The 13,497-nt window shown below is 70.7% G+C and carries 12 protein-coding genes, 2 tRNA genes and 1 riboswitch; of the genes, 4 read left to right on the top strand and 10 right to left on the bottom strand.

The features are described 5' to 3' along the window. Positions 1 to 44: 44 nt before the first annotated feature. From ribB to Leucomu_RS01010, 5 genes are all read right to left on the bottom strand, one after another. Positions 45 to 1,316 (bottom strand): 3,4-dihydroxy-2-butanone-4-phosphate synthase, encoded by a 1,272-nt coding sequence (ribB, locus tag Leucomu_RS00990; RefSeq protein WP_128386046.1) that lies wholly within the window; start codon positions 1,314 to 1,316, stop codon positions 45 to 47. After that, entirely contained in the window at positions 1,313 to 2,011 is a 699-nt protein-coding gene (locus tag Leucomu_RS00995) for a riboflavin synthase (protein WP_128386047.1), read from the bottom strand. Before Leucomu_RS00995 ends, ribB begins: the two co-directional genes overlap by 4 nt. 2 nt (positions 2,012 to 2,013) lie before the next feature. Next, positions 2,014 to 3,192 carry a bifunctional diaminohydroxyphosphoribosylaminopyrimidine deaminase/5-amino-6-(5-phosphoribosylamino)uracil reductase RibD gene (ribD, locus tag Leucomu_RS01000; RefSeq protein ID WP_128386048.1) on the bottom strand — a complete coding sequence of 393 codons (1,179 nt, stop codon included), beginning with the start codon at positions 3,190 to 3,192 and terminating at the stop codon, positions 2,014 to 2,016. A 69-nt stretch (positions 3,193 to 3,261) separates the two neighbouring features. Then, a riboswitch (FMN riboswitch) is annotated at positions 3,262 to 3,397 on the bottom strand. Positions 3,398 to 3,456: 59 nt separating this feature from the next. Next, entirely contained in the window at positions 3,457 to 4,053 is a 597-nt protein-coding gene (locus tag Leucomu_RS01005) for a DUF1345 domain-containing protein (RefSeq protein ID WP_323368297.1), read from the bottom strand. Between the two features lie 140 nt (positions 4,054 to 4,193). Further along, positions 4,194 to 6,308, bottom strand: a complete 2,115-nt coding sequence (locus Leucomu_RS01010) for a bifunctional lysylphosphatidylglycerol flippase/synthetase MprF (protein ID WP_128386050.1) — start codon at positions 6,306 to 6,308, stop codon at positions 4,194 to 4,196. A gap of 197 nt (positions 6,309 to 6,505) precedes the next feature. Between Leucomu_RS01010 and Leucomu_RS01015 the strand changes: the two genes are divergently transcribed. Then, positions 6,506 to 7,543 (top strand): zinc-binding dehydrogenase, encoded by a 1,038-nt coding sequence (locus tag Leucomu_RS01015; RefSeq protein WP_017884295.1) that lies wholly within the window; start codon positions 6,506 to 6,508, stop codon positions 7,541 to 7,543. A gap of 194 nt (positions 7,544 to 7,737) precedes the next feature. Here the strand turns inward: Leucomu_RS01015 and trpS are convergent, their stop codons facing one another. The 3 genes from trpS to Leucomu_RS01030 all read right to left on the bottom strand — a co-directional run bounded on the left by trpS (position 7,738) and on the right by Leucomu_RS01030 (position 10,897). Continuing rightward, positions 7,738 to 8,754, bottom strand: coding sequence for a tryptophan--tRNA ligase (gene trpS / locus Leucomu_RS01020; protein WP_128386051.1), 1,017 nt, complete (start codon positions 8,752 to 8,754; stop codon positions 7,738 to 7,740). A 263-nt stretch (positions 8,755 to 9,017) separates the two neighbouring features. Further along, positions 9,018 to 9,887, bottom strand: a complete 870-nt coding sequence (locus tag Leucomu_RS01025) for an exodeoxyribonuclease III (RefSeq protein WP_128386052.1) — start codon at positions 9,885 to 9,887, stop codon at positions 9,018 to 9,020. A gap of 131 nt (positions 9,888 to 10,018) precedes the next feature. Continuing rightward, positions 10,019 to 10,897 carry an exodeoxyribonuclease III gene (locus tag Leucomu_RS01030; RefSeq protein WP_128386053.1) on the bottom strand — a complete coding sequence of 293 codons (879 nt, stop codon included), beginning with the start codon at positions 10,895 to 10,897 and terminating at the stop codon, positions 10,019 to 10,021. A 187-nt stretch (positions 10,898 to 11,084) separates the two neighbouring features. Between Leucomu_RS01030 and Leucomu_RS01035 the strand changes: the two genes are divergently transcribed. The 3 genes from Leucomu_RS01035 to Leucomu_RS01045 all read left to right on the top strand — a co-directional run bounded on the left by Leucomu_RS01035 (position 11,085) and on the right by Leucomu_RS01045 (position 12,698). Further along, positions 11,085 to 12,410 carry an LCP family protein gene (locus Leucomu_RS01035; RefSeq protein ID WP_128386054.1) on the top strand — a complete coding sequence of 442 codons (1,326 nt, stop codon included), beginning with the start codon at positions 11,085 to 11,087 and terminating at the stop codon, positions 12,408 to 12,410. Between the two features lie 109 nt (positions 12,411 to 12,519). Next, positions 12,520 to 12,591 (top strand) — tRNA-Thr (locus Leucomu_RS01040). 30 nt (positions 12,592 to 12,621) lie between these two features. Beyond that, positions 12,622 to 12,698 (top strand) — tRNA-Met (locus tag Leucomu_RS01045). Between the two features lie 75 nt (positions 12,699 to 12,773). Here Leucomu_RS01045 and Leucomu_RS15330 read toward each other — a convergent pair. Both Leucomu_RS15330 and Leucomu_RS01050 read right to left on the bottom strand, forming a co-directional pair. Continuing rightward, positions 12,774 to 13,055: a hypothetical protein gene (locus tag Leucomu_RS15330; RefSeq protein ID WP_228407168.1), complete on the bottom strand. Its 282-nt coding sequence runs from the start codon at positions 13,053 to 13,055 to the stop codon at positions 12,774 to 12,776. After that, complete coding sequence (locus Leucomu_RS01050) at positions 12,995 to 13,444, bottom strand: TMEM175 family protein (RefSeq protein ID WP_228407170.1); 450 nt, start codon at positions 13,442 to 13,444, stop codon at positions 12,995 to 12,997. The genes Leucomu_RS15330 and Leucomu_RS01050 overlap by 61 nt, the downstream gene beginning before the upstream one ends. Positions 13,445 to 13,497 lie beyond the last annotated feature (53 nt).

Consider the following 13,497-nt stretch of genomic DNA (forward strand, 5'->3'; position numbering starts at 1 on the left):
GGGGCGGGTCTGGTGAGGGCGCGCCGCTCGAGGGCGGCGTCGGGCTACTGCTCGTGCACGTCGGCGGGCAGGTCGTGGCCCATGCGGTCGCGCTTCGTCGCCAGGTAGCCGATGTTCTGCTCGGTCACTCCGACGAGCAGCGGCACCCGCTCGGAGACGACGATGCCGTGCGCTTCGAGCTGGCGCGCCTTGTCGGGGTTGTTCGTGAGCAGGCGCACCCGCTCGACGCCGAGTTCGGCGAGGATCTCGGCGGCCGCGGTGTAGTCGCGGTCGTCTGCGGGCAGCCCGAGCTGCAGGTTGGCATCGAGGGTGTCGCTGCCCTGTTCTTGCAGCTGGTAGGCGCGCAGCTTGTTGGCGAGGCCGATGCCGCGGCCCTCATGCCCGCGCAGGTATACGACGATGCCGCCCCGCTCGTGAATGAGGTCGAGTGCGGCGTCGAGCTGCGGGCCGCACTCGCACTTGAGCGAGCCGAACGCCTCGCCGGTGATGCACTCGGAGTGCACGCGCACGAGCGCCTCGTCGCCGGGCATCGAGCCGTCGGGGCTGGGGGCGATGAGTGCGATGTGGTCAATACCGAGGCGCCGGTCGCGGTAGGCGCGCGTGCGGAAGTCGCCGTGCTCGGTGGGCAGCAGCGTCTCGGCGCGCAGGCTCACGCTGCGGTGCTGCACCTGCTCGGCGGGAACATCCACGGGGTCATGCTCGTCGAGGTATGCGATGAGCTGCTCGATCGTGATGACCGGCACGTTCTCGCGCTGGCCCAGCTGGATCAGCTCGGGCAGCCGCATCATCTCGCCGTCGTCGGCGACGATCTCGCCGATCACCGCGACGGGGCTGAGGCCGGCGAGACGCATGAGCTCGACGCCCGCCTCGGTGTGCCCGTCGCGGGCGCGCACACCGCCGTCGACCGCGCGCAGGGGCAGCACGTGGCCGGGCCGCCGCACATCGCCGGGCACCGCGTCCGGGTTGGCGAGCGCCCGCAGCGTGGTCGCCCGGTCGCTGGCGCTGATCCCGGTCGTGACGCCGTGGGTCGCGTCGACGGTGACGGTGTATGCCGTTCCGCGTACGTCCTCGTTGCGGTCGACCATCATGGGCAGATCGAGTCGATCCGCCACCTCGTTGGTCATGGGTGCGCAGAGCAGACCCGACGACCGCTGCACGGTCCACGCGATCCACTCGGGGGTGGCGAGCTGGGCCGAGAGGATGACGTCGCCCTCGTTCTCGCGATCCTCGTTGTCGGCGACGATCACCGGGCGGCCGGCCTTGATCGCGGCCACCGCGTCTTCGATGCCGCTGATGCCTGGCGTGGTGGGGCTCATTCTGAGATTCCTTCGGTCGTGGTGAAGAAGTTGCGCATGCGCGCGAGGTGGCGCGCGAGGATGTCGGTCTCGACGTTGACGCGGTCGCCCGGCTCGAGCGCGCCGAGGGTGGTCGCCGAGAGGGTCTCGGGGATCAGCGACACCTCGAACCACTGGCGGTCGCCGGGCTCGTCGGGCGCGGGCGGATCCGAGATCGCCGACACGGTGAGCGAGACGCCTGAGAGCGTGACCGAGCCCTTGTCGACGAGCAGGGGCGCGAGCTCGGGGGAGAGGGAGAAGCGGAGCGTGCGCCAGTCGGGGTGCGCCGCGACCGAGAGCAGCGTCGCCGTGCCGTCGACGTGGCCCTGCACGATGTGGCCCCCGAGGCGGGTGTCGGCGCGCACCGCGCGCTCGAGGTTGACGCGGCTGCCGGGCTGCAGCTCGCCGAGGGTCGACATGCGGAGCGACTGCCGCATCACGTCGGCGGAGAACGTGCCCCGGTTCGCCCCCTCGCCGTCGGTCGCGACGCCCTGCTCGACGACGGTGAGGCACACGCCCGAGACGCAGATCGACGCGCCGTGGGTGGCGTCGCTCGTCACGACGGGGCCGGCGATGGTGAGCCGGATCGAGTCAGCGCCGGCGGAGGCTTCGGGGCCGCCGGCCACCTGTTCGACGGCGATGACCTCGCCGATCTCCTCGATGAGTCCGGTGAACATGGTTACCCCTCTTCCTCTGGGTCGGCGTGGGACTGCGCGGTCTGCGTCGCAGCCGCGGTGGGACGGGATCGCCTGGCAGCCTCGTCGGGGTGCGGCGAGGCGAGCGCGGCCTTGATGAGCAGGTCTGCGCCGAGCTGGGCCGTGCGCGAGACGCGCAGACGCTCGATGCCGGCCATGTCGACGATGCCGAGGTCGCCGAGCGCGAGGCGAGGGCCGCCGAGCAGTGCGGGGGCCAGGTAGACGAGCACCTCGTCGGCGAGACCCGCCGCGATGAGCGCGCTCGCGACCGTGGGCCCGCCCTCGACGAAGAGGCGGCGCACCCCGCGGGCGTGCAACGCGGCGAGGTCGGCCGCGAGGTCGTCGCCCGTGATGCGCAGGGGCTCCGAGAGACCGTGGGCGGCGAGCGCGGGGTGCTGTCGTACCCGCGCGCCGGGCGGCACGGACCGGTGGCCGAGCACGACCGGGATCGGCTGCTCGGCAGCCGGAACCAGCAGACCGCCGTGCTCGGCCCGCGACGTGAGCTCGGGGTCGTCGGCGATGAGGGTGCCCGTGCCCACGAGGATCGCGTCGGCCTCGGCGCGGCGGCGGTGCACGTCGGCGCGGGCGTCGACCCCGGTGATCCACCGGCTCGATCCGTCGGCGGCGGCGGCCCGCCCGTCGAGCGTCTGCGCCCACTTCACCGTGACGTGCGGGCGGGCCGGCGCGTCGCGCGCCTCGTCGTCGATGCTGGCGGCCTGCCGCGCCAGCCACGGCCCCAGCACGATTCGCGCCTCGCCGGGCAGCACGCCCCCGCGCACCTCGACACCGGCCGCGCGCAGCCGCTCGGCCCCCCCGGCCGACGCGTCGCCGGGATCGCTCAGCGCGTAGACGACGGCGCCGATCCCGCTCTCGATCAGCGCGACCGCGCAGGGGCCGGTGCGACCCGTGTGATTGCAGGGTTCGAGCGTGACCACCGCCGTGAGCTCGCCGGCCCGCGCGCGCCACTCGGCGGGCAGCTGGGCCAGCGCGGCGGTCTCGGCGTGGGGGGTGCCCGCGCCGAGGTGCCAGCCCTCGGCGACGATGCGCCCGGCGGGGTCGAGCAGCACGCAGCCCACCTGCGGGTTCGGATCGGCGGAAGGCCCGCGGCCCGCGATGACGAGCGCGCGACGCATCGCGTCCTCGAGGAGCGCCTGCTCGAGCATCCCGATCCCCCGTCTCATCCGTGTGCAGCGGATCCGGGGTGCTGAAAACCTCTCCGCGCAGCGCGGAGCTCAGCGTTCCTCTCATCCGGACTAGGGCTCGCGCCCATTACCGTCGGCATCGGAATTCCACCGATTCGGCCTCGCGGGTGCGAGGTTCGCGGGCTGTCACCGCCGGTTCGGAATCACACCGACCCCGGAACACGCTTCCACTGTACCCGTTTCCGGTGAGCGCCGCCTGCGCGGCGACGTCGTATGACGCCCGGGCTACTCGAGGAGCTGCGAGAGGAACTCGCCCTTCGTGATCACGTTGATCACGAGCGCGATGATGAGCGCGTTGAAGAAGAAGGCGAGGGTGGTGTGCCAGACGATGGTCCAGCGCATCCGCGTCGAGCGCACCTGCACGTCGGAGACGGCGAAGGCGGTCGCGTTGGTGAACGCGAGGTAGACGAAGTCGACGAGCCGGGGCTCCTCGGTTCCGGGGAACGAGAGGGGCGGATCGGCTTCGCGGTGGTATCGCGAGAAGTAGATGCGCGAGTACCCCCAGTTGAACATCGCCCACGAGAGCAGCATCGTCCAGATCGCGCTGAGCTCGGCCACCGGATCGTGCACCCCGAGACCCAGCGCCGAGATCAGATCCGTCGCGACGGCGAGGCCGAGCAGGCTCGCGCCGAAGGTGACGAGCGTCGCGAGCCTGCTCGGGCGATCGGGTGCCCCACGAGCACGCGCGTGGCGCGCGGATCGGGCACGTCGAGCCGCACGAGCACGTTGAGCGACACGATCGTCGCGCCGAGGTAGAGCGAGGCCAGCACGCACCAGAGCAGGCGCAGCAGCGTCTCGTCGTCGGGGTCGTCGGCGCCCCACACGATCTGGGCCGCGATCCAGATGAGCAGCAGCTGCATCAGGGCGCCGGCGATCTCGCCGGTGATGCTGAGCGCGGCGCTGATGCCGGTGCGGGCGGGGCTCGGGGTCGACATGATCCAACTGTAGGGGAGCGGGGCGGATCAGGCGGGTGCACCGGCCGACGCGGTCGACGCGGCCGATGCCACGAGATCGCGCAGCGAGGCGTCGGGCAGGTAGGCGCGGGTGAGCGCGATGCCGATGCGGGGCAGATCGCCCTCGTCGCGGTAGAGCAGGTGGAGCGACTCGTGGCGCGGATTGAACTTCTGCTTGAAGCGGTGCAGCGACTTGAAACCGTAGAGGGGTTCGATGAGGGCGCCGATCTGCTCGAGCACCTGATCCACCGGGCCCGCCTCGGCGTCCTCCGGCCTCACGAGCGGGGCGCCCGACAAAGAGACGAACTCATACCCCTGTTCGGAGAGGTGCTGCGCCGACGCCGCGATCAGGAACTCCATGACGGGGCCGAAGCCGCCGTCGCGGCGGCGCATGAGGTCGAGGGTCCACCCCACGATGCGGGTCTCGCCGCTCTCCGGATCGGCGGCCCCGTAGACCGGCAGCCACGAGGTGACGCCGTGCAGGTCGCCCTGCCCGTCGACGGCGATGCCGACGAGCGCCTCGGGATCCAGCGCCTCGTCGACGGTGCCCAGGGTGAAGCGCATCTCGGGCAGGCCCTTGTCGCCGGTCCACTGCTCCGAGATCGCGCGCACCTGGGCGAGCACGTTCCACGGCTCCTCAGCGAGCCGCACCATGCGGAACTCGACCCCCTCGCGCGACGCGCGGTTCATCGCGGTGCGCACCGGTCCCCACGCCTTGCCCTTGAACTCGAGCCCCGAGAGGTCCACGATCGTGTCCTCGGCCACGATCACCGAACGCCACCCGGCCGGCCGCGCCTCGGCCGCGGCGGCGCTCGCCGAGAAGACGCACGGGACGAGGCCCGCGTGCTGCGCCACCCGCTCGAACTCGGCGAGAGCCCCGCCCTCGCCGCCGGCGGACACGATCGGGTCGCCGAGCATGATCGCCACCCCGGAGTGCGACTGGTAGGCGATCGCGCCCGTCTCGCCCGCGGCGATGCGGCGGTTGCCGTCCCACGTGGTCATCCACGAGATCGTGCCGCCCCCGCAGCGCTTGAGGCGCTCGACGAGCTGCTCGCGGGTGAGCGCCTCGGCGTCGAGCCTGCGGTGGGACTTGCGCAGCCGCACCTGGAACGCGCCGCGCGCCAGCACGAGCAGCACGACGAGCCCGAGCCAGAAGACGGCCGGTGCGAGCACGAGGCCCACGACCTCGGCGGGGGAATCGAGCACACCCGCCTCGACCAGCAGCGGCAGCAGCGGCAGCACGACGACGGCGGTCGCGATGTTGAAGAAGCCGAGCACGAGCGCGGTGATCCAGGCCAGGCGGTATCCCTGCCGGATGCCGTTGGCGATGAGCGCGATCACCACGACGTCGATCGCCACGTCGGTGAACGACGAGACCGGGTCGTTGGCGCCGAGCGGGCCGTCGTACGGCACCATCAGGTCGAGCACCTGGATCGCGCCGATCGCGATCAGCAGCGACAGCGCGATGAGTCGCCACTCCCGCTGGCTGGGCCGACCGGCGGGGCGCCTGAAAGCGGGCAGCCAGCCGCTCACGGCGAGGGCCGCCGCCATCGACACCGCGTGCTCCAGGTCGTGCAGCTGGCCGAGGTAGAGCACCGAGATGCCGGTCCACACTCCCACCGCGATGCGCGCGCGCAGGCGCCACGGCGACGGCAGCGCGGCGATCGCGAAGACGAGCGCGGTGAGCGCGCCGCACGACGGCCCCACGTCGTAGCTCTGCGAGAGCCGCACCGCCCACGGCCAGCCCGAGGGCGAGACGAGGGCGAGGATCCCTGCCGCGCCGAGCACGCCCACCACGTGCCCGGCGGCGAAGAGGCCGATGGTGCGCAGCGATCCGAACCGCCACTCCGCCCAGCCGATGCCGCCCACCACGAGCGGCAGCAGCGTGAGCAGCACGAGCGGGTGGTCGACGAAGAAGGGCGAGGTGGCGACCGTCCACCAGCGGCCCTCGACGAAGGCGGGCAGGCCGGTGGCGACGCGCTCGAACCACGGCTGCTGAGACGCCGGGGCGGTCAGTGTGCCCGTCGCCGCGGCGATCACGAGGAGCGCGAGGGTCAGGGCGGTGGTGAAGGGGGTGCGACGGATCACCGCGACGGTGCGGCTTCCGGTGTCGTCCTCGGTCATGGACCCAGTCTAAGCTTCAGTCCTTCGCTCGCGGGAGACCTCGGGTGCGCGCAGTGCCACGCCGGGTGAACGCTCGGCGCTCTTCAGCGGATCCACTGCATGGCGGCTTCGCGCGGGGATAGCCTGGAATCAGGACGCCGATCCGACGCCCTGAACCGCAATGGTCGCGTGACCGCGGCCAGAATCGAGGAGAAGCGATGCGCGCAGTGACCTATGTGAAGAACGACACGGTCGAGATCTGGGACAAGCCGGTGCCCGAGATCGCGCCGGACGAGGTGCTGCTGAAGGTGGGCGGGGCCGGGCTCTGCCACTCCGACATCGCGATCATCAACTTCGGCGACGACAACCCCCTCATCGGCAGCACCCTCGGCCACGAGGTCGCGGGCACCGTGGAGCGCATCGGCGCCGACGTCTCGGGCTGGGCGGAGGGCGACGCCGCGCTCGTCGCACTCGTGCTCTCCTGCGGGCAGTGCCGCGAGTGCCTCGCGGGCCGAGACAACCAGTGCGAGGTCGTCTCGCCCCGAGGGTCGCTCGCTCCGCTCTCTCCCGGCATCGGCAGCCCCGGAGGCATGGCCGACTACATCGCAGTGAAGGCCCACCACCTCGACCCGATCGGCGACCTCGACCCCGTCGATGCCGCTCCCCTCGCCGACGCGGCGCTCACCCCCATGCACGCCATCAACACGGTGCGCGACCGCCTCGACGCCGACGCGACCGTCGTGACCATCGGCCTCGGCGGCCTCGGCCACATGGCGCTGCAGATCCTCGCCGCGACCACCGGTGCCCGCATCATCGCCCTCGACACCGACGACGAGAAGCTGGCATTCGCCCGCGAGCACGGCGCCGACCTGGCGCTCAAGAGCGACGGCGAGGCGGCCGCCCGCATCCTCGAGGAGACCCGAGGCGTCGGCGCCGACGTGGTCTTCGACTTCGTCGGGGTGCAGCCCACGGTCGACCTCGCGCTCGCCGTCGTGCGAGTGGGGGGCGCGATCCGCTTCGTCGGCCTCGGCGGGGGCTCGTTCGAGTACGTGGCGAACAGCGGCGCCCTGCCGTGGGGCGTGAACATCGAGCGCGCCTACGGCGGCACCCGGTCCGACCTGCGCCAGGCCGTCGCGCTCGCGCGGCAGGGCAAGATCGGCGTCGAGGTCGTGCGCTACTCGCTCGACGACGCCGTGCAGGCGTTCGACGACCTGCACCACGGCAAGATCCAGGGCCGCGCCGTGCTCGTGCCGTAGCGGCCGGCCGCTCGTGCGAAGAACGCCCCCGCGCTTCTCGGCGCGGGGGCGTTCGCGGTTGCGGGGTGCGCTGGATCCCGTCCTTCGGAGCCCACCCGCATCTCGGACGGGATCGCCCCGATCGATCCGAAGGTCGGGAGAGCCCCGAAGGAACGGTCGCGCTGCGGCGCCACGGACCCCGCCCTCCGACGAGGTCAGCGCATGAGGCCGATCGCGTCGTACACGGCGGTGAGGGTGCGGTTCGCGACCTCGTTCGCGCGATCCGCGGCCTTCGCCAGCAGGCGATCCAGCTCGGCGGGATCGGCCAGCAGCTCCTCGGTGCGGTTGCGCACCGGGGCGAGGCTCTCCTCGACCACCTCGACGAGGCCCTTCTTGAGGTCGCCGTAGCCGCGGCCCGCGTACTCGTCGACGACGGAGTCGATCGTGCGGCCCGACAGCACCGAGTAGATGGTGAGCAGGTTCGAGACGCCGGGCTTGGCCTCCCGATCGAAGCGGATCTCGCCGTCGGCGTCGGTGACCGCGCGCATGATCTTCTTCTTGGTGACGTTCGCGGGATCGAGCACCTTGATGAGACCGGCCTCGGTCTCCGCCGACTTCGACATCTTCGCGGTGGGCTCCTGCAGATCGTAGATCTTGGCGGTGCCCTTCGGGATCTGCGCCTCGGGAACGACGAAGGTGTCGCCGAAGCGGGAGTTGAAGCGCGTCGCCAGGTCGCGGGTGAGCTCGACGTGCTGCCGCTGATCCTCGCCGACGGGCACGCTCTCGGCCCGGTAGAGCAGGATGTCGGCGGCCATGAGGATCGGGTAGGTGAAGAGGCCGACCGAGGCGGCGTCGGCGCCCTGCTTCTGCGACTTGTCCTTGAACTGGGTCATGCGGCTCGCCTCGCCGAAACCGGTGACGGTGTTGAGCACCCAGGCCAGTTCGGCGTGTGCGGGCACCTGCGACTGCACGAACAGCGTCGACTTCTCGGGGTCGATGCCGGCCGCGATGTACTGGGCGGCGGTGCGGCGGGTGCGGGCGACGAGCTCGGCGGGGTCCTGCGGCACGGTGATGGCGTGCAGATTCACCACGCAGAAGAAGGCGTCGTAGTCCTCCTGCATCTTCGTCCACTGGCTGAGCGCGCCGATGTAGTTGCCGAGCTGCAGCGAGTCGCTCGACGGCTGCATGCCCGAGAAGAGGACGGGCTTCGAGGATGTGGTGGTTGCGGTCATGGTGTGGCTTTCCTTGCCTTACAAACGAGAACGGAGTCGGCGGCTGCCGGGGGAGTCGGTGGGAGGCGGGGGCTGAGGCGTCTCGCGCCGCTCATCCATCCGCAGCGGGGGCCTGGTATTCCTCCGCGTGGTCGGGTCTGGCGGGAGCGACCAGTGCGAAGCACCGGCCGCGAGTGGATGAGCGGAGGAATACCAGGCCTCCCCGCTGCTCCCGCCAGGCCCGGCCGAGCGGCGCGAGACGCATTCGCCCCCGCTTCAGCGGCTCAGAGCCGGTAGTCGACGACGACGGGCGCGTGATCCGACCATCGGGTGTCGTACGACGGGTAACGATCGACCCGGTAGTCGGCGACGCGCTCGCCGAGGGCGGGGGTGACGACGTGGTAGTCGATGCGCCAGCCGGTGTCGTTGTCGAAGGCCTGGCCACGGTTCGACCACCAGCTGTAGGGGCCGTCGACCTCGCCGGCCCAGCGGCGGCCGACGTCGATCCAGCCGAAGCCGGGGCCCTCGGTGCCGTCGACGCCGACGACGGTCTCGCCGCGGGGGCCGAAGAAGCGGTCGAAGTAGGCGCGTTCGCGGGGCAGGAAGCCGGAGCGTTTGACGTTGCCGCGCCAGTTCTTGATGTCGAGTTCGCGGTGGCCGACGTTGAAGTCGCCCACGATGGCGACGTGCTCGCGCTCGTCGGCGAGCTCGTTCATGCGCACGCCCATGGCGTCGAGGAACGCCCACTTGGCGTCCTGGCGAGGGGTATCGACCTCGCCGGAGTGGGTGTAGTTGCTGATGACGGTGAGGGCGCCGTCGCCGAACGCGAAGTCGGCCTCGAGCCAGCGGCCGGACGACTGCACGGCCTCCTGCGCGTCGAGGGCGCCGAGGCCGACGCGGTGCCCGAGCGAGGGCACACGGCTGAGGATGGCGACGCCGGCGCGGCCCTTGATCTGGCAGGGGTCGTGCAGCACGTGCCAGCCCCCGGCATCGGCCGCGGCGACGAGTTTCGCGATGTCGGCGTCTGCGGCGCGCACCTCCTGCAGTGCGACGATGTCGGCGCCGGAGGCGTCGAGCCAGTCGCCCATGCCCTTGCGGAAGGCGGCACGGATGCCGTTGACGTTGACGGATGCGACGCGCAGGAAGTCAGCCATGCGCTCCACTTTACCGCCGCTTCGGGGATGCCGGCCCCGGTGGGGGATCGGGCTTCGGTGAGAGGCTTTCGGCGGATCCGGTCTCGCCGAGGCAGGAGCCCGCGTGCCGGATCGGCTCCCAGCGGTCGCGGCTAGAACACCATGGGGCGGTCGTACTCGTCTTCGAACGTGCCTCCGAGCAGCCCGGGATCGATCTCGCAGACCACGGGTACGTGGTCGCTGGGGGCGTCGCCCTTGCGCTCGTCGCGCTCGATCGAGGCGCCGGTGACGGCGTCGGCGAAGGCTCGCGAGCCCATGATGAAGTCGATGCGCATGCCCTGGTTCTTGGGGAAGCGCCCGGCCTTGTAGTCCCAGAACGTGAAGCCCTCGGGGACGATCGGGCGTACGACGTCTTCGAGGTGGGGCGCGAACGCGGCGAACGCGGCGCGCTCCTCGGGGGAGACGTGGGTCGACTCGCCGACCGTGAAGGAGGGGTCGCCCATGTCGGCGTCGAGGGGCGCGATGTTCCAGTCGCCCATGAGGGCGAGGGGGAGGTCGGGATCGGCGTCGAGCCACGACTCGGTCGCGCCGCGCAGGGCGTCGAGCCAGTTCAGCTTGTAGTCGAGGTGGGGATCGCCGAGGGCGCGCCCGTTGGGCACGTAGAGGCTCCAGAGGCGCAGGTCGCCGACCGTGACGCCCAAGGCCCGCGCTTCGAGCGGCAGACCGTTGGGCCCGATCCCCTGAATGTCCTCCTGCCCCTTCACGGGGTTGCCGAAGCCGGGCATCCCCTCGAACGAGCGTGCGACGTCGGTCATCTCATGGCGGCTCGCGAAGGCGACGCCGTTCCACTGGTTGAGGCCGTGGATCTCGAGCTGGTAGCCGGCCCGTTCGAAGGCCTCGACAGGGAACTGGTCGGGCCGGCACTTGATCTCCTGCATGGCGAGCACGTCGATATCCTCGCGCACGAGCCAGTCGGCGACGCGGCCGAAACGGGTGCGGATCGAGTTGACGTTCCAGGTGGCGATGCGCATGGATCCAGCCTAGCGGGGGTGGAGTTCGCGCTCGGCCCCGCGGAATTCCAAGGGGCCGCTCAGTCGCCTCCGGTACTTTAGAAGGCTTACGACGACCGAGTGCGCCCAAAAGAAGGGGGCGAGCTCGACGAAGACGGGAAGTTGCATGGCCAAGAATCACGCTGCAGGCATTGGGTGTTCGAGTTTCGTGCGCCACGGGAAGCTGCGGCGTTCGAGCGGCTGGGCCAACGCCCTGCGCATCTTCCTGACCGCCGCGATCGTGGTCGCTCTCAGTGGCGTCGCCACCGTCGCCTACGCGGTGTGGGGGCTGGTGCAGGACGTGCGCACCGTCGACCTGGGTACGGAGGCGTCGGCCGAAGCGGTGGCTGCGGGCAGCCAGGCCTTCGACGGTGCGCTGACGATCCTGCTCGTGGGCTCCGACACGCGTGCCGGCCAGTCGTACCAGGACGGCGAGGAGGGCGAGCTCAACGACGTCAACCTCATGCTGCACGTCTCGGCCGACCACCAGAACGCCACCGTCGTGAGCTTCCCGCGCGATCTGATGGTGCCGTTCCCCAGCTGCCCCGGCCCCGACGGCGAAGAGGACTACTACTCCGCCATGAGCGAGCAGCAGCTCAACAGCGCCATGATGTACGGCGGCCTGCCCTGCGTGGCGCGGGTGATCTCCGAGCTCACGGGCATGGAGATCCCGAACGCGGGCCTCATCACCTTCGACGGCGTGATCGGCGTGTCCAACGCGCTGGGCGGCGTCGAGGTCTGCCTCGCGCAGCCGATCGTCGATCCCGCCACCGAACTCGACCTGCCGGCCGGAGAGGTGTCGCTGCAGGGCAAGGACGCGCTCCAGTTCCTGCGCACCCGGTACGGCGTCGGCGACGGCGGCGACACGAGCCGCATCAGCAACCAGCAGGTGTTCATGTCGGCGCTGGTGCGCAAGCTGCAGAGCTCGGAGACGCTCTCCGACCCCGTGAAGGTCTACAGCCTGGCGAAGGCGGGCGTCGACAACATGACGCTCTCGAGCAATATGGCGAGCGTGCAGTTCATGCAGCAGGTCGCGGGCACGGTGAAGGACATCGACCTCGACCGCATCAACTTCGTGCAGTACCCCACCTACACGCACCCCTATCAGGAGGGCCGCCTCACCCCGGATCGCGCCAGCGCCGACGCCCTGTTCGAGATCATCCAGAGCGGTCAGCCGTTCGAGGTCACGGGTGTGGGCAAGGCCGCGGTCGACCCGAACTCGGCCGGGGGCGAAGCCCCGGTCGAAGAGGCGCCCGCCGAGATCGATCCCGCGACGGGCCTGCCGATCGACCCGGCCACCGGCCTGCCGATCGATCCCGCGACCGGGTGGCCCATCGATCCCGAAACCGGGTGGCCCATCGACCCGTCTACGGGTGCGCCGACGGACCCCGCGACCATCGCCCCCGCAGAGGAGGGGCCGGTGCAGCTGCCGGAGAACATCACCGGGCAGCCTGCGAGCAAGCAGACCTGTTCGGGCGGCCGAACGGTCTTCTGATCCGCCCGGGGTCTCGCGACACGCGAGCGGGACGCGAGACCCCGACCTGATTTTTTATTTGCGTGAGAGTAGTGATATTCTCTAACGGTTGTCATCGCACGGTGGCTTCGCCCCGATAGCTCAGTGGTAGAGCACTTCCATGGTAAGGAAGGGGTCGCCAGTTCAATCCTGGCTCGGGGCTCTGACTCTGCTGGTCTTCGGATCAGAGTTTGGCTGAGTAGCTCAGCTGGTTAGAGCGCACGACTCATAATCGTGAGGTCGCGGGATCGAGCCCCGCCTCAGCTACCAGAGTCACACAAAGCCCCTGGTCTTCCGGGGGTTTTGCTGTATCTGCCGCGCATCCGCCGTTGCCGTGAAGCGGGTTCAGGCCGAGGCCTTCTCTGCTCGGCTGCTCTCGGTCTCGGCGATCCGAGCGCTCCGACGGCCGAGCACGGGGCTCACGACGAGCAGGGCGAGCCAGGTGGCCTTGCCCCAGTCCGCGTCAACCAGGAACGCGACGGGGATCGACAGGACGAAGACGAGGATCTGCGCGCACGCGTCGATGCGCTGCGCGCGCCTCACCGGTCTTGCCACCGGGGGCTCGATCAGGCCCCGGGCGTGGCCGATCTCGCGGGTGACGAGCAGCGACGCCAGCGCGAGCGCCACGTTCGCGGCGTACAGTGCGGTCGGCAGGGGCAGCTCGCTGGTCTCGGCGTCGCTGATCCCTGCGTGGTGAAGGGCATCAGCACGATCAGCAGGGCGGTGACGAGATTCGCTGCGATGGCCGCGCCATCGAGCGCGCCGAACTCGCTGAGCAGCGAGGTGTTGCGGCTCCAGAAGACCGCGATCACGACGAAACTGATGAGGAAGCCAGTGAGCTGACCGGCGAGACCGCTGGAGAGCAGGGCGTCGAGATCGCGCCACGCGGAGGCCGGGGGCATGTCGAGGTTCGCGATCAGCAGTGTGATCGCGAAGCCGTAGATGGCGTCGAAGAACGACAGCCCTCGATCGAACTCCGATCGCTCCCGGCCGAACACGCTGCGCTTCTGGGTCACAGTCGCATTGTGCTGCACGCGCGGGCCCGCGGCAAGCGGGACGGGCGCCCGTG

It is taken from the genome of Leucobacter muris, from assembly GCF_004028235.1.
In the GTDB taxonomy this organism is placed as follows: Bacteria; Actinomycetota; Actinomycetes; order Actinomycetales; family Microbacteriaceae; genus Leucobacter; species Leucobacter muris.

Excerpts from the sequence above, each read along its gene's own strand:
- ribB (WP_128386046.1), bottom strand. The coding sequence starts at position 1,316 with ATGAGCCCCACCACGCCAGGCATCAGCGGCATCGAAGACGCGGTGGCC.
- Leucomu_RS00995 (WP_128386047.1), bottom strand. The coding sequence starts at position 2,011 with ATGTTCACCGGACTCATCGAGGAGATCGGCGAGGTCATCGCCGTCGAA.
- ribD (WP_128386048.1), bottom strand. The coding sequence starts at position 3,192 with ATGCTCGAGCAGGCGCTCCTCGAGGACGCGATGCGTCGCGCGCTCGTC.
- Leucomu_RS01010 (WP_128386050.1), bottom strand. The coding sequence starts at position 6,308 with ATGACCGAGGACGACACCGGAAGCCGCACCGTCGCGGTGATCCGTCGC.
- Leucomu_RS01015 (WP_017884295.1), top strand. The coding sequence starts at position 6,506 with ATGCGCGCAGTGACCTATGTGAAGAACGACACGGTCGAGATCTGGGAC.
- trpS (WP_128386051.1), bottom strand. The coding sequence starts at position 8,754 with ATGACCGCAACCACCACATCCTCGAAGCCCGTCCTCTTCTCGGGCATG.
- Leucomu_RS01025 (WP_128386052.1), bottom strand. The coding sequence starts at position 9,887 with ATGGCTGACTTCCTGCGCGTCGCATCCGTCAACGTCAACGGCATCCGT.
- Leucomu_RS01030 (WP_128386053.1), bottom strand. The coding sequence starts at position 10,897 with ATGCGCATCGCCACCTGGAACGTCAACTCGATCCGCACCCGTTTCGGC.